Origin of the sequence: Clostridium sp., from assembly GCF_050717635.1 — a bacterium.
In the GTDB taxonomy this organism is placed as follows: Bacteria; Bacillota; Clostridia; order Clostridiales; family Clostridiaceae; genus Clostridium_AD.
The window spans coordinates 1-22114 of record NZ_JBOITO010000029.1 but is presented as its reverse complement, the minus strand read 5'-3'; the positions used below and the strand labels follow the sequence as shown (position 1 = coordinate 22114).

Genomic DNA, 22114 nt, shown 5'->3' with positions numbered 1-22114 from the left:
GTCCCAACTTGGGACCATTACATGTTTTTTATTGTGTTTAAACGTATATTTATAAATTACAATCACAATTAATCAAAGTTGGGGCATTCTTATCGTATTCAGCAAGAACAGGATCTAAAACATTAAAATTAACATTAAGTTCAACATCAGCGTATGATATGGTTTTGGATAAAGCTAAATCAAAATAATTATCAATTTTTATAACAACATTGGTATCATCTTCTAAAGATAAAAAGGCATGTCCAAAACCTGCTGGTATATACATTTGTTTATTGTTTTGAGGTGTTAATTCCACACAAACCCACTTTTTATATGTCTTTGAGTTATGTCGCAAATCAATGGCAAAATCTAGGCCTCGTCCTTTTGTGCAAAACAATAATTTTGTTTGAGCTTTAGGATTATTTTGAAAATGAATTCCATATAGCGTTCCTTTTTTTACAGGGCAATATAAAAATTCTTCTACAAATTCGGTAAAAATTCCAACCTCCTCTAATTCTTCCTTTGAAAATATTTTATATGAGGTTCCTCTATTATCTTCTTTGAAGTCATATTCCAATACTAATACTTCTTCTATATCTAAGCGTGTTACCTTTATCATTAGAATGCCTCCTCATACATACAATTATATTTAAAGAAAATTTCATCCTCTGCCTCAAGGCCTATTATTTGTTGATTAAATCCATAATTACAATATATTTTTATAGCCACAGCATTATTTGGATGTAAACTTAACCATATTTCTTTATTCTTAGTTTCATTTTTTATTATATCCATTAGCTTTATCAAAGCCTCTTTACCATATCCATTTCCTTGAGAATGCTTGTCTATCATTAATTTATAAAGATTCATATCCCCTTGCTCATCTAAAATATATGAGGCAAATCCTATCATAACGTCACCTAAGTATACTCCGAGTATTTTCATTCCAATCTCAAATCTTTATTCTTCTATAGAATATAAATTTGGTGGTATAAATTTCTTTTGGCTTTCAGAAACCTCTAATTTAATACATTCTCTCCAGTTAGTACTATCAATTTTTTTTAACCTTATATCCACAATATCACTCCTCATAAAATAATAATTAATACCTTTAGATATTATACTTATAGTAATTCATTACAGATTTCTCTTGAAACCCACATGCTTTATATAAATTAAGTGCAGCATTGTTTTTACATTCCACATCCAATTCCACATCATTTATGTTTTCTTCATTAATTATGTGCAAAATTGCTATTAAAGCTGCTTTACCATATCCTTTACCTCTAAAACATGGTAATATTCCAAAACCACTAATAAAGGCTGAATTATCGACGTATTCTATCCTAATTTTGCCTATAGTCACTTCCTCTAATTCAACCATATATGTTATCTCATTTATAAATTCCTCTTCCTCTGGAAAATCTTCACACTCTTCAGAATCATAAAAAAATATTGTATTTTGTCTCGCTATTTCTTTTCTGTCTACGTTCTTGGCTTTTCTTAAACTGATATAATTTATATTTTCTAAAGTAGTTTTGTTAAGTAGCTTCATTCTATACTCTGAAAAATCATATTTAGCGCACGAAGCCTTTATAAACTCCATTCCTAATATTGACTTACCATCTGATAATAGAAATATCTTATTAAAGTTTCTCCTCTGGCACGCCTCTATTGCAAGTTGAAAAAGCTTTGTAAATAACCCTTTTCTTCGAAAGTCTGGATGAGTCATACCATTAATTTCGCCATTATTACCCCCAAAGCTTGAAATGCCAATGTAGGCTACTAAAATACCCTCAATATAATATAAAAACTCATTAATGTTTGTTATCCCTGTTTCAGAGCTCCTACTCATATTTATCTTATAGTCTAATTCTAGCTTTAGATTAGTTTTGTCCTGTAATCTACAAATATCCTTAAGTTGATTTATTTCTTTATACTCTTTTTCTGTGATATATTGTTTTAAACAAATAGATTGATTTAATACTTTTTCTAACATTTCAAATCTCCTTTTATATAAATAATTTAGGATTAAATAACCTCTTTAGATCTTCTATTTTTATACTATACTCCGCATTTTAGGTTTTTGGGCCTAGCTCTATGTTTTCTAGTAGAATCATATTTTTCCCAATAAATTCTTTTCTCATTATATTGAGTTCTTGACTGTTTTTCTTCATCAGCATATCCTATATACGCAATCCCCAAGGGAATTACATACTCAGGCATATTTAAAGCTTTTCTTACTGATTCAATATAACTTTGCATTGGATATACTCCTATCCATACTGAACCTAAACCAATTGATGTTGCAGCCAATAATATGTTCTGTAACGCCGCACTACAAACTTGGTCCCAATGATTTTTAAATCCACCCATTGCTAGTTTCATATTGCCACAAACCACAATTGCAGCTGGTGCATTATACCTACCCATGACCATTCCGTTTCTTAATTTATCCATAGTTTCTTTTTCTCTGACAGCAATAAATTCCCATGGCTGATTATTACACGCTGCTTAAGCAGCCATACCAGATTTTATTAGCATTTCTAGTATTTCTTTGTCTACTTGTTTATCTTTATATTTTCTGATACTTCTTCTCTGAAAAATACAATCCATTAATTCCATGTTACCCTCCGATTATTAACAATAGTTAGTACTCCAGCACAATGAGATATTTGTATAAACTGACATAAAAATTCATTATTTAGATTGCTTTTAATTTCTTCTGCGGTAAAATAGACTTCATCATTATCCCAATACTCATTGTATTTAGCTTTACATTTTTCTAATTGAGTTCTTGTTTCAAAAGAAACATCACCTAAAAGTATCATTCCTTTTTTATTCAGCAATGGGAAAAGCGCCTTGATAAAATTAATTTTTTCATTGTCTGTTAAATGATGAATTGCATATGTGCTAATTATAAAGTCAAACCGACGATTTTTAATTTCATCTGGTAAACCCCTGGAGAAATCTTGATTTATCAATGTTGCTTGAGGCATTTTTTGCTTTGCAATATCTATCATATTGCTTGAGAAATCAATGCCAGTAATATTATATCCATTATTATATAGTTGAGTTGATAAAATTCCAGTTCCAATCCCAATATCTAAAACATTTGCATCCTCTTTTATTCTTACTTGGTTATAAACATAATTTAACACTTCTTTATAACCTGCAAATGGGTACTCATTATTTTTCTCACTAAGGTTTACACTCATATCATAACCATTAGCCCATAGATCAAATCCTGTACTATCTAACATAATTTTTACCTCCCTAAACTGTTAAAAGAACTCCAATTAATTATATTAACATTATATAATAAATTAAGACTCTATCCAGTATCTTTGAGTTATTTCAGCATCATCTAGGACTTCATTTTCTAGAACACCACCATTATTAATCATAGTTTTAGCTGAACCTACATTGTTTTTATCACAAGTAATCAGAACCTTATTAATTCCGAGCTCCTTTGCTATTGGCAAAGCCATAGATAACATCAATGACGCATATCCTTTTTTTCGTTCTGATGGACGAATGCCATAACCAATATGCCCACCAAAGTTAAATAAATAGTCATTTAGACAATGCCTAATATTTATTGCACCTATAATCCTTTTATTTTCTTGAATTAAAAAGTATGTATGTGCAGGAACAAAATTCGGTGGACAAGTATCTTTATTTTCAATTTTATATGTATAATCCAACCATGTTTTATAATTCATATCTAATAATCTTGCGGCATATGGGACAATTTCCTCATCATTATTTTGCCAATCATTAATGAAATCATAATATTGCTCTTCCATTTCGATATTAGCCCTTGATAATTCTACTTTCATATCTATTCCTCCATCATTTTTGATTATTCTCTGTACATTATATCTACACACCTTTAAATTTCTATAAAGTTATAGGAACGGTTAATTGTTCACCTCTACTCAAATAACCATATATTATATAATATGTATGGCCCGCTGAATTAACTTATTATATAGATAAACATCCTTACCATCAAAATAATCTTCATTAAACATATTCAAAGAAAACCAATTCACATCGCTATTTTCATCTTCCTTTACTATAAGTGTTTCTCTTTCACTTGCGATAAGAACATATGCTACCGAAAGGTGTAGGTGTGCACTAACATACTTATTCCTTTTCATATGACCATATACCGGTAGAATATCTATAGCTATGATGTCTTTTGTAAGAGCTGTAGCAACTTTTATACCTGTTTCTTCTTTTGCTTCTTTTATTGCAACATGTAAAAAGTCTGCATCTCCATCTACATGGCCTCCTGTCCAAGCCCAAGTATTTCGTATATTGTGGTGAACCATTAGCACTTTGTCCATTTCTTTGTTCATTATAAATCCTGAACTTGTAATATGTGCAAATACATTTTCTCTTAACAAAATATTATCTGGAAATTTTTTAATATAATCAAGAATTATCTTTTTATCTTGGTTTTCTTGTTCATTGGTAGGAATAAATTCGAAAATCTGTTTTATATAATTCATGGATGTCCCCCCTATCATTTATTTTATTACTCTCCTCTAAAATCAGAATGTTTTATTAACCTAGAAATAGATTAGAATACATAAATTTATATAGTAGCTAAAGGTAGTAATTACATTGCAAATATCGTGTCTAAACCGGCAAAATCGAAATAATATATCCACCGACAATTAAACTTATAAAATTTGCAATAAAAACATAAGCCAAGATACGGCTCTTTTCATGTTCCCTAATAAAAATTGGAAAAGCAATCATTTCAGTAATAAATACAAAAAACTCTCCTAGAATTAAACTTAAAATTAAATAGCTTGGCATCAGCGACCCTTCGCTATTCAACCAAATATTCAAGGCCCCCTGTGTAACAAGATTAATACAAATAAATATAATCCAACTTCTCCTTTGTCTAAAATGAAAGAGCCAAAAGATAATACCTTCAAGCAAAAGCGTAAGTAATAACCGTATAGATATTAAGATCCACCTGCGAAGAGGGTATGTTCCGGGTGTAAGTTCTCGATTGGGTATGTCCAAAGTAAATACGGTGTTATATTGCTGCAATGGTATTTCAATTGTGCATTCGAAGCTCTCCACATTTGTAGTGACCTTGAATGTATAATCCCCCGTCGCCTGCATATCTCTCGAATAAAAAGCATAATATCCTTCCCATGCAACCCGCGTAACTCTTGCTTTCGGTTGACTTCCATTAGACACTAATACAATTGAAAAATCTTTTGGCGGATTATTTACGAGTATAACCAATGCTGGCGGTTCCGCAGAATTTGCTAAGGCTGTTGTCGGTAGTATTAATATTATCAACGTAAATAGTAGAATAATAAATTTCACCCGTTTATAAGTTTTATTCACATTGACCCTCCTACTTTGACATTTCTATTAGTTCATGAATTTTTTTTATTATTACATTTGGATAATTCCAATGAATGTAATGTGATGATCCAATTACCTCTTCTTGTTTACTGTTGTTCGACCAAGATTTTAATTGAATTTGGCTTTCTTTCCACTCTTTAGTGCCATTTCCTGCAGTTAATACTACTAGTGGTATATCACCTATTTTTCCGTTTTTTATAACTTCATCAGCATTTTCATTAATAGTTCTCAGTGAATTTCTATTTTTATCAAGTCCCAATTTATTATAGAACATTATCTTATCTACCTGTTGTATATCATGTGGAAGCGACTTTTGTCTCTGATTCTCATAAGTAAAAGGGAGAAAAATCCCAATGTTGCCCAAAGCCCTAGCTATTCCTGTCACTCTTATCGCCTCAGAGAAGCGATTTAAGGCTAAAGCTGAAAATTCACTGTAATTAGCATAGAATGTTGGATTACCGCCATCAATTAGAATAATACCAACTAATTCCTCAGGATATTTTTGTGCATAATGAATTACCTCTAGAGAAGAAAGTGAGTGTCCTACTAAAATGTATGGGGGCTTCTCTCCTGCCTTGCATAATAACTCATGTAACTCGTTAACTTGATTACCTATCGTTCTTGGTATAGCTGTTGGCTCGCTCCAACCAAATCCTGGTCTATCATAAGAAATTGTTCTAACAGTCTTTGATATTTCTTTCTGAATATAATAATAGTCAGTATAAGCACATGGAGTACCTGAGCCAACGGTAAATACTACTGTAGGCGAGCTTTCACCCTCTACATAAATATGCATATTATGATTGTCCACTTTTCTTAGTTGTCCTGGTGGATTATACACTTCTTTCTCGTATTCACTCATGGCGTGTTGCCATAATGTACCAATGAATAGAATGATTAAAATAAGTGCAATTACGCGAAATATTCTTCTTTTATATAATTTTTGAATAGTTAAAATACCATCTATCATTGTTTTCACCTCATACTATATCTAAATAATACTGTGTAAATACTAAAATTTAATCAGCAATTTTAAAACTTACACTTCCTTTTGCATTATTACCTGTAACAGTAAACATATAGGTTCCTGTTTTGTCTACATTGAGTGAAAACTCACTTGAACTTGCATTGTCACCCTTATATATTTCTTCACCATTAATCTCCTCCACAAGAACATCTACATCACCAGATTTGCTTATTATAATAGCATTAATAATTGCTCCTTTTTCTAATTTTATCTCATGTGTTTTTGTACAATTCAAAACAGAGTACTCCATTGCAAACTGTGTATCATTACTTGTATCATCACCATCAAATTCTTGTTTGCTACAACCCATAGCAATAACAATTATTAGTATACTTAGAATCATTAATAAAGAATGTCTTTTCATAATATTTAGTCCCCCTAATAGATATTATTTTTTAGTGTGAAATACAACTAACAAAAACTACATTATAAATTGAATTGAGTAATTCTACGATTTTGAATTACTTCTACCATTATATAACATAATAGTAAAGATTAAAAGTAATTAACGTTTACTCCAACATAATTAACTAAGTCACAGTTTGAAGGAGCTAACTTATAGTCAGCTCCTTAATTTATTTTTTTGTAGATTGATCTATGAAGGATTTTGCAATAGCTGCTGTTTCATTCATAGAAAGTTCATTATCTGAGAGAAAAGTTATTGAATAAAAGACTCCATTTGAACACCAGTAAAACATATGTGCAGTTTTAATATCCGTTGGCTTCTTGCTCATATCTTGTTGTGTGAGATCATTCTTCTCTATTAAAGGATATGATGGAAACTGTACTTCATGCCAATAACCTAGTGTACCATTTAAATCTACTTTTTTTGAGGTAGAAGATGAAAGGAGATTTTTTATTTCTGCCGAAACGGGCGCAATAGAAATAAATAATTGGTTTTTATCATTTATGTATTGTGCTCCAACTCCCCTTGTTGGTTCATAGCTAGTTAGGCTATTAAATACATCCTCATCATCAATGGCCTTAAGAATATCTGGTTGAAGCTTTTGACCATCTTCATAGGTCATTTTATTTAGGTGAATTGATTCGAATTTATCAGTAAGATTCATGTCGCTACAAAGACTTTTCGGAAAAAAAACTTTAAATCCATTTTTTTTTGTGAGTTGATTATCACTTAAGATTGTATCTTTTGACGTTGATGGATATATAAATGTAGTGTCAGCATCCTTTTCTACTACCTTATTTGTTTCATCTAGCACAAATATAGTTTTTATGTGGTTTATTGCTTCTGTAGCAAATGCTTTAAGATTATTTGAGGTGCTAAAAGAAACAATACTAATTATCATAAAAGCACACAAAATGCCTGTTGTTAATCTTTTGCCGCCTATATTTAAAATTTTATTTTTAAACATATTAAAATTTCCTTTCTTAGTATTTGTTACATCATTTATAATTTTGGAGTACAATTCATCAGAAGGGGATAGTTCATTACCTTTTAATTTCAAATCTATTCTAATTCTTTCTTCAAAGTCTTGCTCATTTTTCATTATCTACGCACTCCTTTTCAGTATAATATGTTTTGATGACAGGTACTTTTACATGCTCTCCAATAACGTGTCTTAGCTGTTTTTTTGCATTATGAAGTCTAGATTTAACGGTTCCTTCAAAACATCCAAGTACTTTTGAGATATCTTTAATAGTCATGTCATTGAAATAATATAAAACTATGACTGTTCTCAGGTGAAGGCTAAGCTTTGCTAATGATTCATAAATCGTGATTTTGGCTTCGCATGATTTAAATTTCTCAAAGGCATTATAATCTATCATAGTATCTATTGTCTCTGGTTCATCTAGGAGTAAAGTTCTTTTATTTTTAGAAACCATCCTCCAACCTGTTCTAGTTACTATTTTATAGAACCATACATCAAAGGTTTCAATATTCTTTAATGTTTTTATTGAGTGAAAGCATTGAATAAATGATTCCTGCACGATGTCCTCTGCAAAAGATTTTTGGCCTGCTATAAGATAAGCAGTTCCCAGTGCTTTTTTACAATATAAACTATAAAGTTCACTAAAGCTTGACATATCACCCAGCTGGAAGTGTTTTATCAAGTCTGATTTATCCATATCATATCTCCCCTTCCTTTTTTTTGGAGCTCCTATGTATAAGTGTATTACATATTAGTAAAAGGTTCATTTTTTTAATTAAAATTAAAAAATTCCTACATTCATCGATGTTAAATCTATTGTAATAGAGTATTCTAATCATTCCAATTCAATTGAATAATAATGTGGAACAGAACACAAATAAAGCTCTTTTTTAAACTCTAAAAAGGGCTAATCAGATGTTGCTTGCTCTATATAATTTGAAGGAATAAGTCGTTTACCCTCCCAAACCCCTTTACTAAAAATCAATTGACCGAACCTAGATAATTGCTCTGCTGTTAAATATAAGCCTGAAAATCCTTGTGGGATTCCAGTATTTATATAATTTTCTTCATTTTAATAAATTCAAATTCTCCACCATTTGTTTTATGCATATATTTATCTGCATAGTGAAACCCTAACCTCTCATATGCTCTTATTGCTCGGTTATTAAATGAAGCCACTGACAACATAATACAGTTCTTTTTATATTTAAACTTCTCTACTCCAAAGTTAATACCTGCATTCACAAATTCAGGTCCAATTCTACGTCCGGTTAATGCAGGTTTGAGCCCCAAACCTATACTCATAATTTCATATTCAAAGAAAAATGAATAAAAACCGACTAATTCATTTTTGTCATCTAATGCTGCGAAATAATGGTCTGTCCAACTAGTCTCATTAAGAAACTCCATTAAATCATCTTCATCGGCCGTCATGTCATAAAACGAGTAAATCCCATTATATTTCCAATTATATGCAATCTCATTTGCATAATTTTTATTCATAGGAACAAATTTATAATTCACTGTTCACACCTCATAATTTTCTTAATTTATAGGTTATAATCTTTTCTTATTATAGCTAATATAACATCATCCTCAAACTTTCCCTTCATAATGCTTCTTTCTCTAACAATACCTTCTTGAAGAAAGTTAGCTTTCTTCAATGCTTTCACAGAAGCATCATTACCAAGGGTTACAGTAGCCTCTATTCTATTAAAATTCATAATGTCAAATCCAAATTTCACTAAAACTTTTATAGCTTCAGTAGCATATCCCTTATTCCATTCATCACGATTAAATCCATACCCAATCTCACTTCTTCTTGAATCATCACTAAAACTTCCTAAGCAGCAATAACCAATAATCTTATTATCATATTTTCTTGCCACACCCCAAGTAAGCTCTTCTTTATTTTGAAATTCTCTTCCATAACGATTTATTATAGAAATTGCATCATCCTTAGTAGCAATTGGTTTATACCAATCATATTTAGCAACCTCAGGATCACTATAAATTTTATATATATCTTCTACATCCTCTGAAGTTACTTGCCTGTATTTCAATCTTTCAGATTCCAATTCTGGAAATATGTTAAAACAAGATTTATTTATTTTCATTACCTGCATATTTTTACTATTGTCCATTTAAATTGCTCCTCTCAATATCATACAACCCCGCAGTATAATATACGTCGTATTCCACGAACTCTGCTTAATTTAGGAATATAATTATCACTGGTTCTAAGGATATGGACCAAATAATGCTCATTGCAGCCCAGTACATGAAGATTCCAAAATGCTCTTTTTGTCATATACTCTGTTTCTAACCATTCATCATCTCGCTCTTCTCTTATTGTGATATTCTCCATTCTGACCACCCTTTCCACTATAACAAAATTACTATTTCAACTACTATCATTCAATTTATTCACATGATAAAAATAATTAATCTTATCTAGATACTGTTTTTAAGTTTGAAATATCTTGGACTGACTATTATTCATAAACACAGCCGCTACTATATTTAGACCAAAGAAAATGCCCTTTACTACCCCCTGATTAACCACAAATACCATTGAAACCATAACTGCTAATATAATAAATGTAATAGCTAATAAGTAATTTCTTTTTTTGATAACCCTAATCTACCATAATTTAAAGAATATAAAATACCAGCAGGTAGAAAAGAAAATAAGATACTGAGAATCAAGAAGCCCTTAGGATTCCATAACTTCTTTCCAGTACCCTGGTTTGTTTCTTTTACATTGCTTAGTCCCATATTTTCACTAGTGTTTTCCATAATAATCCTCCTAATTCTCTATTCCTATATTCTCAATTAACATTTCATGTTGTCGAAGTTTTCCAACCTTAGATATCTCCTATCTTAGCTCTAAAATCTTTCTTATTATTAGTTTTACTATCCCTTAAGCATATATCATCTCGTTACTATTTAAAACATTTGAAAAGTTTCTATTGTTTCATATAATCTAAGGCATGGCGGACGGCAACATTTTATTATGTGGTATTTCAGGTCTTGTACTCTCAGTGTAGCGGGAAATTTTCATTAATTCAGTTATGATTTAATTCACAATCTTTTTTTACCCTCATTTATTGTAGCTATATAGCTATAGCTTAGTACTATTCTATATATAGATTATAAGTCATAAATATACACTTTACTATATAAATGTACCACCAGTTAAAACTGGTGGTACATTTATTAGAACATTGTGAATATATCCATAATTCATTACTTATACAAAACTTTGCGAATTGTTTCTATGGAAAGGCAATAATCATTTGCCAGTTCTTCTATGGGAACATTTTTATTAGCAAATTTTATGCGTATTTCTTCATTTCGTCGTTCATAATAGCCTCGGGCTCCAGAACGTTCACCCCATTTTTTACGTTCATTGTTTTTAGGGATATATAAGGCTTTTCCTTGTGCATACTTTTGAACCTCTTGGAGCAACTCATCAGGCAATATATCAGAGGCATTTACATATTTCATTATTTGCCTCCTTTATATTATCCAATTTGCCTTAGAAACTCATCCATATTTTTAAATATTTTAATTTTGACGTCATGCATTTTAATTGCAGATATAATCTTCTGCTCAATCTCTTCTGCATGTTTGCGTAAGACACTTAAATCATCCGGATCAAAAATATTCATAAGTTCCATTCTCTCTAGTCCGAATTCCTCTGTCACATTATCAACTTCACTTTGCATTCTACATCCCCATACAAAGCAGCCTAGTTCATTCTTTATGTCACAATAATAATAAATTCTACGAAACCAATAAGTAATTTCCTGATACCAGTCTGCTAAATCCTGAAAATTATAATTTCTTACTTTTGTTTCCTGTTTTGGTTTTCTCACACTAAAGAAATCACGGGTATTAGCAAGCATTTTATGGCATATATCTTTTGATTCTTCTATAGTTTTTGCTGAAACCACATTCAGATATAGATCAATAAAGCCATCAGGAACTTCTGAAAGCTTATTCAGTATGGCTATCTCGGTTTCAGGCCCTCCCTTAAAATAAGTTCCATTTACACAAGCGATTGCTTCAGACAAATATGAAGCAACATAGCCACTTGCTTTACGTATACTGCTGAGGGATTTTTCAAAAATCATGTTTTGGAGCAATTCCATTGCTATACTAATCTTTTCTAGTCCCTTCTTATAAGTAAATTCCTTATCCTTCAGATTATCTTGTAGTTGTTTCTGCAATTTAACAAAACGTTCTTTATCTTCGATATTTCGTGCATATAAGATAACTCCATCCGCCAAAACACCTGTAATACTTTCATTTAGGCTCGAAATTCCTTCCAATCTATCCCATGATATTGGGAATAAGTCATAACCAATGTCTTCAATTATAAATGTCTGAGATAGGTTATAGCCTCTTTCTGTAGAAGGAATAAAAAAGTTAAACGCTATTTCATCCCCATCAGGTGTAATTTTCCAGTGCTCGTGTCCGATTAACAAAGCTACATCGTCAGGAAACTCCTTCTTAATTTTATCAATCGCCCAAGCATTTAATTCACCACTAATATATTTCATTCCATTGACCTCCTTTTATTGAATTAGATAACAGCTGTCTGTCTATGAGTATATATTATCAGTAAACTACTTGATATTGTATACCCAAAACGATTATACTAATTCTGTACCAAAGATTTCCATTAAAAATTGAACCATGGTAATATCTCTCTTACTTTAAGATCACCTATGACGTTCCTTGTTACCACGGCAGCATTTTGTCATTGTTTAACCTCCACAAAAATTTAATTTTGCGAGTTATAAGTTCGCTTCAATAATAGAATTAATACTTTCTTTAAGTAAATCATTATTGAAGGTGGAGTTATTAACTTTATATTTAACTAATATAAGCGAATCATACATAGCACTTTCAAGTCTGCTTCTTGATTCAATTACTTGCATAACTCCATCTAATCCCTTTAAGTTATTTGCCAATCCATAACCCTGGTTTGTATAATAGTTTGTAAATCCCTCAATCCACTCTTTGGGTCTTTCACCTACAGCTCTGTTAAATGACACTTTAATATCCTCTTGTTTCACATATATTAACACAGAATTTAATGACACAATTATTTCAGCTAACCTATTTATATGACTCATAGTAACAGCTTTAGGAGAATTATTCCTGACCATACTCACTGTTACTGGGTTTTGAATAAAACAACATTCAAATATAACAACCTTATCTTCATTAATATAATTATTAACAAAACCATCCCAGATGCTCACTATTAATTCTGTATGAATCTCAATTGGCAACTCATATATATCTTGTTTAGTTATATCACTAAACAACTTGTCTTCAAATAATATATGTTGTTCTTCCGTATATCAATTTTCGAATAACCCATTCTTCTAAAATCAACAATATCTGCATGAGATATTCCTCTTGATGTTTCTCCACTAATTAGCCCTTTAAATTCTCCCCATTTAGCTGAGCTTGGTGTAACTAAACCATCGTTATCTCCTTTGATTAGTTTAACAATAAAATGAGGAATGACCATAAAAATAATATCACTAAAAGAATTTTTCATTATTGAAGCATAATTAACCCTAACTGTTTACTCCATTCAATCAAATATTTAATGAGCTCTGTTCCAATTCCATTTTCCCAATATTCTTCTAAAACACTAACACCAAATTCTCCAGTATGTTCAATTCTTGGTCTTTTACCTGCTGAGAAATTCAAACTTCCAACTATCTTATCATTAATTTCAGCAATTATATATATTGCGCTGATTTGTTTCAATGAATTATCAAGATATTTTTCTTCCTGTTCAATGCTCATTATAAATTCTCCTTGACCAAATGTTAAAAAATCTGATTCACTACTAATTGTATTAACATATTCTAAGACTTTCTTTGCATCGGAACCCTTTGCTTCTCTAATTAAAAGTGTATCTCCATTTTTTAGCATCAAACATTTCATCTAATAACCCTCCCTGTATGATTTTCAACCGTCACATCTAACAATAAGTCTCAATTAATTCAAACCCCTAGCTTATATACACTTGCATGGATAGCTTGTCCATATATTACCTACATTTTTACAATGTAATTAACTTTTCATTAGGGCATTCACCCACTCTAGCCATAATAATAACTGATAGATAATCTTGTATCATATCTCTAGTAACATTCATTTGAACAAGATATAAATCTGCTAGTGTTTTCTTGAATCGTAAAAGCATTGCTCTATCGTCAACTTCTATTGGCACAGGTGTATATTCCACCAAAAATACAGTTCTTGCAACATCATATAAAAAATTTCCATGACATACATTCATAAAATCTATAACCATTGGATATCCATCCAATATTAATATATTACCAGGATGGGGTACCGCCAACATTACCGACAAAACCCACGTTAAGACATAAAATGGATAAAACCCGAACTTTTGCTAACTTTAAGATGCTATATGGAAGTATTCTTATTATGAGTAACATGAAGCTTACAAATGCACTAAACTAGCTTAATACGCTATATTCTTTAATATTATATATATTCTCATTTATATAAAGTAAATGTAATATTTACTTTGAAAAGACTTGTATTTACAAAACCTTAGAAGTAATTTTACATTAATAGTATTATATGTTATATTAAAGATAAAAGTTTAATGGAGTGGTGATTAATGAAAAAAGTAATAGCTAGTATAATATTGTGTACTTCAATATTCATGTCAGGGTGTAATAAGGAAATTAAAAATGTAGACAATATCTCAACTAATCAGCAAGTAAACATGGAAACAAAGAATAGATTTTACTTTATGCAAGAGGGAAATAAGCTTCTTTCTAGAGAACTGTTTGATAAAAGGAAAGATGAGTATTTCAAAAAGTACTATACAAATGCAAAGGATGACTTGCTTAAAAAAACTAAGGATGAAATTATAAATATATTTGATACGCCCACCTATAGGTTAAGCTTAGCAGAATCTAAAGATAGCGAGATTTCAAAGATGAGTAAGGTTCAAGACAAGATAGTTTGGATATATAGTATAGATGGGGAAGACTCAACCTCTGTCTACATATTCATAAAGGATGATAAAGTTATAGATTATAAATTGGATGAGTACATTGGCTTAAGCAATGCTGATATTGTTAATTTATTTGAATCCTTTTAGATTATTTTTAAACTAATTCAATAAAATGGAATATTAATAGTGTAAGCTTATAATGATTTAATTAAAAAAGCAAATGCTTTTAATGATATTTATATAAAACTAACTTAAAGACAAAAGCATAAAACCATATCCGGTTTTATGCTTTCACTAAGGTTAAAGTAAATAAATTAGTAGTTAATAATTTTTTAGTCATCTGCTTATATTAAAAGTATTCAATAATAATTAAAATTTATTATAGTGGTGTTATTCCTAAGACATAAGCAGCTACCTTATTTCTTATATTTTCAAGATTGTTGTATACTTTGGTTCCTGGGCATTCATTTGCTTCATAATCCCTATGACCTTTTATATAAGCATAGGACACGGAATAAGTAGTTTTAATCCAGGCTAATAACTTAATCAAACTATTTTCTTGAGCTGTACTAATATAAGTGCTTGTAAAATTCCCTATCAAAGATACACCTATACTATTTATATTACCTCCATTTGGTGCACAATGTGCCCCTTGGTAGCTTATAGATCTTCCCTCGAATATTAACCCATCATGTGATATAAGGAAGTGATATCCTATATCACTATAGTTCTTTGGAGAATCCATATGATTTTTTTGGATACTGCGGACTGCAGCATACGCAGTACTACCTGTTGCACCAGAATTTCCTGCTGTGTGATGCACTAAAATCTTGTTAACTCCACCAATAGATGTCATTGATGATTTTGGAGCTACTGCTCCCCATTGTGATCTTGTAACCATTGACGGCTTAGTAATTGCCATAATATAACCTCCTTATTTTGTAATAATTGTTTATTGGCCAATAAACTTTGTCTTACATTTTTAAAAAATTGTTTAAGTCTTACAATAAATAGAAACGATATTAAAATTTAAATGTAAACCAGATTTTCTAGAATTTTTTATATTTTTTTATTAATCATAGTTTCTTTGATTTCCTGGACATTTTTTTTAATATTATCTACAACATCAAGCTTGACAGTAAGATTTTCAATAATATTTTGGTAATTTTGTTCTCTTTCCTCTTGTTTTATATCTCTCTTTTCTTGTGTTTTTAAAATATAGAAAATAAGTGCCACGCTTAATGCTGTCCAAATTCCTTGAGTTGATGCCATTTTTATTAATTCATTCTCCATAGCTACCTCCTACGCAACTACATAATAGGTTATATAATCTCTTAAAGTGTTCAAGGCTTTGTTTTTGCTCTTATTAACAGCTTGACGTGAAATGTGTAAATAGTTAGCAATCTCAGCATCAGACTGACATTTAAAATATTTTTCTATTATTATAAACAGTTGCTTTTTTGAAAGCTTGTCTAGCAATTCTGCGATAAATAATTTATCGTCTATATTTTCTTTGATACTGTCACCCATAATATCAAAATTAAACTCTATTTCGTGAGTCTTTTTGAGAACGTACTTTCTAAAAAGATCAATTGATCTATTACGTATCGAATTACATATAAATGTTACAATTGCACAATCACCATAAGTTTCAAAATTTTTCAAATCGATCGAAAATAAAATTTCAATTATAGCGATTGTCAAATCCGTTTCAGATTCCTCATAGTTTAGTTTCCTTTTGTACTTTTGAATCAAGGGTTTAAATTTGTCAATTATAGTTAATAATTCACCTGTATTTCCTCCCTGAATGTGTAAAATCCGCTCATGTAATACCCTTTCCATCCTCTTACCCCCTTTTAGATAAAATAAATTTATTTTATTTTAGCTATCAAGAACGTAAGTTTTAGTGAAAATGTAAACCGCAATATATAAAATATAACATAATTTACAATTAATTTAAAATTTTCATTTAATATGATGTTTAAAGAGTACCATAAACGGTCGTTTTTGGAACTAAAAGAGTTAGATACTTTTTTAGTTCTAATTTTTATACTTTTCTGTACCAAAACTATTACCAAAAACAAAGTTTCAAAATTGACTACCATCTAACATTTTTGGTACTATTAAAGTGAGGTGATAGTGTGAATATAGGTTACGCTCGAGTAAGTACTGAAAATCAAAACTTAGACCGGCAACTAGATATACTAAAACAGGCTGGTTGCGATAGAGTTTATGAAGAAAAAGTGTCTGGTATAAAAAAGGAACGTCCTGAACTTAATAAAATATTAGATCAGATTCGTACTGGTGATGTAATAATAATAGCAGACCTTACAAGATTGAGCCGAAGTGTTAAAGACCTTTTTAGTCTTGTTGAGCAGATTGAAGAAAAAGGTGCTAATATTAAATCGATTAAGGAATCTTGGGTCGATACTACAACAGCACAAGGAAAACTGATGTTTACTATCTTTGCAGGTATTAGTCAGTTTGAAAGAGATCTCATATCGCAGAGAACAATAGAAGGACTTAATGCAGCACGTGCAAGAGGAAAAAAAGGTGGACGTCCAAAGACAAATGATAAAGATATTAATTTAGCAGTTAAGATGTATAACAGCAAAAATTACAGTATTTCTGAAATCACGAAAGCAACTGGTGTTAGCAAAACTACTCTTTACCGATATATCAATAACAATAAATAGTTCTAGTATTTAAATAAAGGAGTTGATAGGTAGTGGCAACACCAGAAATTTTACTTACAGAAGATCAAAGACTTGAATTTACCCAAATACCTCAAAATATAAGTGAATGGGAAATTGCAAAATATTATACCCTAACTGAGAATGATATTGAAAATGTTAATCGACACAGAAGAGATTATAATCGTCTTGGATTTGCTGTTCAATTGTGTGTTCTTCGTAACCATGGATGGTCATTAGGAAATACACAAGAAATTCCTGAATCAGTATTATTTTATATTTCAGAGCAGCTTAAGATAAATCCAAAAGAATTTGAGTTATATTTCCAAAGAGAAAATACAAGGATGGAACATTTTCAAGAAATACGTGAGTTCTATGGGTATAAAACATATTCAGAGAAAGACTACAAGTATCTAATTGATTATCTTATGCCTCTTGCAATGGAGAATGATAATGTAGTTCGTCTTATGAAAGCTGTAATTGATGAATTAAGAAATAATATGATTATTCTTCCAGGTATTACTACAATTGAAAGGATTGTAAATGAAGTCATAACAAAATCAGATAATTTAGTTATTGATATTATAAATAACTCATTGACTGAATCCCAAAAGAAATCATTAGATTTTATCATAGAATCACCAAATGAAACTACTAAAACAACACTTGCATGGTTAAAAGAAGATCCTGGACAATCATCACCAAACGCATTTCTTGAAGTCATAAAAAGACTTGATAAAATAAGGGATTTAAAGTTAAATTTAAACATTGAAGGTGTTCATCCGAATAGAATTAAACAATTATCAAGGCTCGGATCTAAATATGAACCATATTCATTTAGACGATTTGAGGATAATAAACGTTATGCTATGCTTTCTTTGTATTTATATGAACTCAGTCAAACGCTTGTTGATCTTGCTATACATATCCATGATAGACAAATTAATATATTCCTTTCAAAAGGTCGTAAAGAGCAGGAATCAATTCAAAAGCAGAACGGAAAATTTCTTAATGAAAAGGTTATTCAATTTGTGGATATTGGAGCAGCTTTAATCAAAGCTAAAAATGAAGGGCTTGATCCATTTAAAACAATTGAAGAAGTAATGCCTTGGGATAAAATAATTAAATCTGTAGAGGAAGCTAAAACTTTAGCAAGACCGATAAATTATGACTATATAGATTTGCTAGATAAAAGATATTCCCAGTTACGAAAGTACACACCTGCTTTATTAAAACATCTTCAATTTAGTTCAACAAATAAATCATTAGACTCTTTAATAGACGCTCTGGATGTTATCAATAAGGTGAATGAAACAGGTAAAAGAAAACTTCCTGATGATATACCCTTGGATTTTATTTCTAACCGTTGGAACAAGTATGTATTTGAATCCGATGGTAATATTAATCGTCACTATTATGAGATAGCAGCATATACAGAACTAAAAAACAGAATCCGTTCTGGAGATATTGCAGTTAAAGGCAGTAGGAATTATAAAAATTTTGATGAATACTTAGTATCTAAAAATGATTGGGATGATAAGAAAGGACTTACACCTAAGATCGCTGTAAGTCTCGATTTTGAAGATTATATCACTGAAAGAATGGATTCTTTGGATAAACGTCTTCAATGGGTATCGAAGAATGCTGATAAATTAGATGGTATAAGTATAGGTACTGATAGAATCCATGTTGAGAAGCTTGAAAAAGAAGCTCCTGAAGAAGCAAAATTATTAAGTGAAAAACTATATAAGTTACTCCCTAGAGTTAAGCTTCCAGATCTTCTTATTGAAGTATCCAAGTGGACAGGCTTTGATAAGAATTTTGTTCATGCTTCTACAGGAAATGTTTCTAATGATGAAGAAAAAACAATTTTAATGGCTGCATTAATGGCAATGGGAACAAACATTGGATTAGTAAAAATGTCAGATGCTACGCCTGGTATATCCTATCGTCAGATGGCTAATACAGCCCAATGGCGTATGTATGACGATGCTATGAAAAGGGCACAAGCAACCTTGGTTAGTTATCAACATAAGCAATTTTTATCTTCATATTGGGGTGATGGAAGCACATCATCTTCAGATGGAATGAGAGTACAGGTTGGAGTATCAGCATTAAATGCAGAGCATAATCCACATTATGGATCTGAAAAGGGTGCTACAATTTATAGACACGTTAGCGACCAATACTCAAGCTTTTATACTAAAGTTATAAATACTAATGCAAGGGATGCAGTACATGTAATTGACGGATTACTTTACCATGAAACAGAACTCCATATTGATGAACACTATACTGATACTGCTGGTTATACTGATCAAATATTTGGATTAAGCCATTTATTAGGGTTTCATTTTGCTCCAAGGATAAGAGATATATCTGAGCTCACGCTTTATTCATTTAACAAACCCAGTAAATACTGTAAGATAGAAAAAATAATCAAAGGTAAGATTCATTTGAAAATAATCAAAGAAAATTATGATGATATTTTAAGGTTAACCCAGTCTATAAGTGAAGGTAAAGTATCGGCTTCCCTTATTATGGGTAAACTAGGTTCCTATGCTAGACAAAACACTCTAGCTACAGCCCTTCGAGAAATTGGAAGGATAGAGAAGACTATATTTTTACTTGATTATATTTCAAATAAGCCCTTGCGTAGACGCATACAACGAGGATTAAATAAAGGCGAATTTATGAATGCTTTAGCTAGAGCGATATTCTTCGGTAAACGTGGAGAACTTCGAGAACGTGAATTACAGGATCAGCTACAAAGAGCTAGTGCATTAAATATCATTATAAATGCTATAAGTGTTTGGAATACTGCATACTTACAGAAAGCAATTGACCACCTTAAACAAACAAGCAGTATTGATGAAAGTCTATTAGAGCATATAGCCCCACTTGGATGGGAACACATAAATTTTCTTGGAGAATACAAATTTGAACTTAGAAGCGTTCATGAAACTGATGATTTAAGACCTTTAAATTTAGGGGTTTAGAAATGTTTTCTTAAAGGGGGTGAAATGGCCATATTTTATTCAACTAATTCCTTAGAGGGGGTTTTGTCGGAAATGCTGGCGACACCCCAGGATGAAAATCACCATGACAAAGTGTATTTCCATCTTGCAGTTTATCTAGCATTTGCAATACTTCTTCTCGTTTTTTAGAATTAGATAATGGTATATTTACTATATTACATCTTAAAAATTCCTTGTAGTTCGGTACATTACTAATCCTATTCTTACCGATTGCCTTATGTAGCTTTGCCATATATACTGCACATTTCTGAACATCACCAGTTTTCATAACCCAATCCAACAGAGATTCCCCTTCCACTCTGTCATATATAATACCCATCCGCTCTTCGCAGAAAATAATTTCATATACCTTTGATTTTGGAAAATCCATACTTTTTATTGCCTTTGCATTATGAAATTCTCTTTCTACTGCTTGTTTTGAATAGCCTTTGTAAAAAAGCTTAAGCACCTTACCGTCTTCCCATTTATATACAGTTGCCGTATTGCCTACGCCAATTATTTTTCCATATTTCATTTATTTTTCTCCTTATCCTACAAAAGATTAACTTATTCATTAATCTTTATTTTAATTATATAAACGCTACTTATTTCATAGTATAATACATCGTTGTAATTTTCATAAAAAAATCTTATCCTATAAACTCTTAACCATAATTAAACATGGATTTGTTTCTCCCCATATTTCCTTTATTTCTTCCAAGGGATAAAATTCAGCTTTATTATAAAATTCCCTAGTATTTTTATAGTGTTTGTCTGGATGCGATTCACCTAAAGTTTTCACCATTAGGAATTTAACTTTCCTGTTAATTAGTATTTGTTGCGATATTTCTAAAAACATTTTACCAATACCACGATTATGATATTCCTTTTTTAGTCCTATAACATATATCTCTGATGTGTAACTATTATTTGATTTTATGCTTATAAATCCAACTGGTATATTTGAATCGTATGCAACATAGTAATCAGTATTTTTTACTCCATTTACATATTCAACTATTCCTTCTTCTATACCAAACCACTCTGGCAACTTTCTTAATATAGAATTTGTAATGTTTTGTTTTTCATCATTATTTGTTATAGTAATTATTTTAATCATATAACTTCCTCCAATTTAACAAGCTATTTTGTTAGTGGATGTGCAATGCTCTATAATTTCTATGTGCTAGCATAAATAAGTTATTGATAATTACTTAATAGAAATATAATTATTATCAAAATAGAAATAATTGACCTTATAAGATGATGTTTTATATTTATTTTTCCATACAGTTTAAATCCATTATTTATTGTTGAAAGATGAATTAATAACAATCATGGTTAAACTTGATAATGTATTAATCTTTATTAATTATATGGTTTAGGTTGTTAGGTAATAATAGTAGTTTTTCCTTTAAGAAGCTTGGTCTTATATCTAAACTTTTTAATTCATTAACTCATACTTCGCAGGAGAAAAATGCCTGCAACCCCTTATGTATAAATACTTGTGTAGCTTAAAATAGCATTAATATTTGCTTTTAAGCTACTTTTTTAACATTAAATTTCTCAGCAAAATGTTT

Annotated in this window: 31 protein-coding genes; 3 read left to right on the top strand and 28 right to left on the bottom strand. The window is 30.6% G+C overall.

The window, feature by feature from the left end:
• Positions 1–49: 49 nt before the first annotated feature.
• From ACREWB_RS12585 to ACREWB_RS12475, 23 genes are all read right to left on the bottom strand, one after another.
• Positions 50–598 carry a dTDP-4-dehydrorhamnose 3,5-epimerase family protein gene (locus tag ACREWB_RS12585; protein ID WP_431547791.1) on the bottom strand — a complete coding sequence of 183 codons (549 nt, stop codon included), beginning with the start codon at positions 596–598 and terminating at the stop codon, positions 50–52.
• Positions 598–924 (bottom strand): GNAT family N-acetyltransferase, encoded by a 327-nt coding sequence (locus ACREWB_RS12580; protein ID WP_431547790.1) that lies wholly within the window; start codon positions 922–924, stop codon positions 598–600. Before ACREWB_RS12580 ends, ACREWB_RS12585 begins: the two co-directional genes overlap by 1 nt.
• A gap of 166 nt (positions 925–1090) precedes the next feature.
• Entirely contained in the window at positions 1091–1978 is an 888-nt protein-coding gene (locus ACREWB_RS12575; protein WP_431547789.1) for a GNAT family N-acetyltransferase, read from the bottom strand.
• Positions 1979–2043: 65 nt separating this feature from the next.
• Positions 2044–2439 carry a nitroreductase family protein gene (locus tag ACREWB_RS12570; RefSeq protein ID WP_431547788.1) on the bottom strand — a complete coding sequence of 132 codons (396 nt, stop codon included), beginning with the start codon at positions 2437–2439 and terminating at the stop codon, positions 2044–2046.
• Positions 2440–2493: 54 nt separating this feature from the next.
• A complete protein-coding gene (locus ACREWB_RS12565; RefSeq protein ID WP_431547787.1) occupies positions 2494–2604 on the bottom strand; it encodes a nitroreductase family protein in 111 nt (36 codons plus the stop codon).
• Positions 2595–3242, bottom strand: a complete 648-nt coding sequence (locus tag ACREWB_RS12560) for a class I SAM-dependent methyltransferase (protein ID WP_431547786.1) — start codon at positions 3240–3242, stop codon at positions 2595–2597. The genes ACREWB_RS12565 and ACREWB_RS12560 overlap by 10 nt, the downstream gene beginning before the upstream one ends.
• A 63-nt stretch (positions 3243–3305) precedes the next feature.
• A complete protein-coding gene (locus ACREWB_RS12555) occupies positions 3306–3821 on the bottom strand; it encodes a GNAT family N-acetyltransferase (RefSeq protein ID WP_431547785.1) in 516 nt (171 codons plus the stop codon).
• 114 nt (positions 3822–3935) lie between these two features.
• Positions 3936–4499, bottom strand: a complete 564-nt coding sequence (locus ACREWB_RS12550) for an NUDIX hydrolase (RefSeq protein ID WP_431547784.1) — start codon at positions 4497–4499, stop codon at positions 3936–3938.
• A 130-nt stretch (positions 4500–4629) separates the two neighbouring features.
• The gene (locus ACREWB_RS12545) at positions 4630–5358 is read right to left on the bottom strand and encodes a hypothetical protein (RefSeq protein ID WP_431547783.1); all 729 of its coding nucleotides are present in this window, start codon (positions 5356–5358) and stop codon (positions 4630–4632) included.
• A 10-nt stretch (positions 5359–5368) separates the two neighbouring features.
• Positions 5369–6349 (bottom strand): alpha/beta fold hydrolase, encoded by a 981-nt coding sequence (locus ACREWB_RS12540; RefSeq protein ID WP_431547782.1) that lies wholly within the window; start codon positions 6347–6349, stop codon positions 5369–5371.
• Positions 6350–6398: 49 nt separating this feature from the next.
• Complete coding sequence (locus ACREWB_RS12535; protein ID WP_431547781.1) at positions 6399–6770, bottom strand: hypothetical protein; 372 nt, start codon at positions 6768–6770, stop codon at positions 6399–6401.
• 211 nt (positions 6771–6981) lie between these two features.
• Positions 6982–7914 (bottom strand): hypothetical protein, encoded by a 933-nt coding sequence (locus tag ACREWB_RS12530; protein WP_431547780.1) that lies wholly within the window; start codon positions 7912–7914, stop codon positions 6982–6984.
• Entirely contained in the window at positions 7904–8494 is a 591-nt protein-coding gene (locus ACREWB_RS12525; protein ID WP_431547779.1) for an RNA polymerase sigma factor, read from the bottom strand. Before ACREWB_RS12525 ends, ACREWB_RS12530 begins: the two co-directional genes overlap by 11 nt.
• 356 nt (positions 8495–8850) lie before the next feature.
• Positions 8851–9321, bottom strand: coding sequence for a GNAT family N-acetyltransferase (locus ACREWB_RS12520; protein ID WP_431547778.1), 471 nt, complete (start codon positions 9319–9321; stop codon positions 8851–8853).
• A gap of 26 nt (positions 9322–9347) precedes the next feature.
• Complete coding sequence (locus ACREWB_RS12515) at positions 9348–9941, bottom strand: GNAT family N-acetyltransferase (RefSeq protein ID WP_431547777.1); 594 nt, start codon at positions 9939–9941, stop codon at positions 9348–9350.
• A 20-nt stretch (positions 9942–9961) separates the two neighbouring features.
• Positions 9962–10165 carry a hypothetical protein gene (locus ACREWB_RS12510; protein WP_431547776.1) on the bottom strand — a complete coding sequence of 68 codons (204 nt, stop codon included), beginning with the start codon at positions 10163–10165 and terminating at the stop codon, positions 9962–9964.
• A 242-nt stretch (positions 10166–10407) separates the two neighbouring features.
• The gene (locus ACREWB_RS12505) at positions 10408–10596 is read right to left on the bottom strand and encodes a hypothetical protein (protein ID WP_431547775.1); all 189 of its coding nucleotides are present in this window, start codon (positions 10594–10596) and stop codon (positions 10408–10410) included.
• Between the two features lie 450 nt (positions 10597–11046).
• A complete protein-coding gene (locus tag ACREWB_RS12500) occupies positions 11047–11307 on the bottom strand; it encodes a CD3324 family protein (protein ID WP_431547774.1) in 261 nt (86 codons plus the stop codon).
• A 17-nt stretch (positions 11308–11324) separates the two neighbouring features.
• The gene (locus ACREWB_RS12495; RefSeq protein ID WP_431547773.1) at positions 11325–12365 is read right to left on the bottom strand and encodes a hypothetical protein; all 1041 of its coding nucleotides are present in this window, start codon (positions 12363–12365) and stop codon (positions 11325–11327) included.
• A 237-nt stretch (positions 12366–12602) separates the two neighbouring features.
• A complete protein-coding gene (locus tag ACREWB_RS12490; protein WP_431547772.1) occupies positions 12603–13139 on the bottom strand; it encodes a P-loop NTPase family protein in 537 nt (178 codons plus the stop codon).
• A complete protein-coding gene (locus ACREWB_RS12485; RefSeq protein ID WP_431547771.1) occupies positions 13124–13378 on the bottom strand; it encodes a hypothetical protein in 255 nt (84 codons plus the stop codon). The genes ACREWB_RS12490 and ACREWB_RS12485 overlap by 16 nt, the downstream gene beginning before the upstream one ends.
• The gene (locus tag ACREWB_RS12480) at positions 13378–13773 is read right to left on the bottom strand and encodes a GNAT family N-acetyltransferase (RefSeq protein WP_431547770.1); all 396 of its coding nucleotides are present in this window, start codon (positions 13771–13773) and stop codon (positions 13378–13380) included. The genes ACREWB_RS12485 and ACREWB_RS12480 overlap by 1 nt, the downstream gene beginning before the upstream one ends.
• A 118-nt stretch (positions 13774–13891) precedes the next feature.
• Positions 13892–14197: a phosphotransferase gene (locus tag ACREWB_RS12475; RefSeq protein WP_431547769.1), complete on the bottom strand. Its 306-nt coding sequence runs from the start codon at positions 14195–14197 to the stop codon at positions 13892–13894.
• Between the two features lie 285 nt (positions 14198–14482).
• Between ACREWB_RS12475 and ACREWB_RS12470 the strand changes: the two genes are divergently transcribed.
• Entirely contained in the window at positions 14483–14971 is a 489-nt protein-coding gene (locus tag ACREWB_RS12470) for a hypothetical protein (protein WP_431547768.1), read from the top strand.
• A 232-nt stretch (positions 14972–15203) separates the two neighbouring features.
• Here the strand turns inward: ACREWB_RS12470 and ACREWB_RS12465 are convergent, their stop codons facing one another.
• From ACREWB_RS12465 to ACREWB_RS12455, 3 genes are all read right to left on the bottom strand, one after another.
• Positions 15204–15746, bottom strand: a complete 543-nt coding sequence (locus ACREWB_RS12465) for a peptidoglycan recognition protein family protein (protein ID WP_431547767.1) — start codon at positions 15744–15746, stop codon at positions 15204–15206.
• A 137-nt stretch (positions 15747–15883) separates the two neighbouring features.
• Positions 15884–16117: a BhlA/UviB family holin-like peptide gene (locus ACREWB_RS12460; RefSeq protein WP_431547766.1), complete on the bottom strand. Its 234-nt coding sequence runs from the start codon at positions 16115–16117 to the stop codon at positions 15884–15886.
• A gap of 9 nt (positions 16118–16126) precedes the next feature.
• Entirely contained in the window at positions 16127–16666 is a 540-nt protein-coding gene (locus ACREWB_RS12455; protein ID WP_431547765.1) for a sigma-70 family RNA polymerase sigma factor, read from the bottom strand.
• A 299-nt stretch (positions 16667–16965) separates the two neighbouring features.
• On the opposite strand from ACREWB_RS12455, the gene ACREWB_RS12450 reads away from it, so the two are divergent.
• Positions 16966–17520, top strand: coding sequence for a recombinase family protein (locus ACREWB_RS12450; RefSeq protein WP_431547764.1), 555 nt, complete (start codon positions 16966–16968; stop codon positions 17518–17520).
• Positions 17521–17552: 32 nt separating this feature from the next.
• Positions 17553–20516, top strand: a complete 2964-nt coding sequence (locus ACREWB_RS12445; protein ID WP_431547763.1) for a Tn3 family transposase — start codon at positions 17553–17555, stop codon at positions 20514–20516.
• A gap of 43 nt (positions 20517–20559) precedes the next feature.
• Here the strand turns inward: ACREWB_RS12445 and ACREWB_RS12440 are convergent, their stop codons facing one another.
• Together ACREWB_RS12440 and ACREWB_RS12435 are read right to left on the bottom strand one after the other, a co-directional pair.
• Positions 20560–21069: a phosphotransferase gene (locus ACREWB_RS12440; RefSeq protein ID WP_431547762.1), complete on the bottom strand. Its 510-nt coding sequence runs from the start codon at positions 21067–21069 to the stop codon at positions 20560–20562.
• 120 nt (positions 21070–21189) lie between these two features.
• Entirely contained in the window at positions 21190–21654 is a 465-nt protein-coding gene (locus ACREWB_RS12435) for a GNAT family N-acetyltransferase (RefSeq protein ID WP_431547761.1), read from the bottom strand.
• Positions 21655–22114 lie beyond the last annotated feature (460 nt).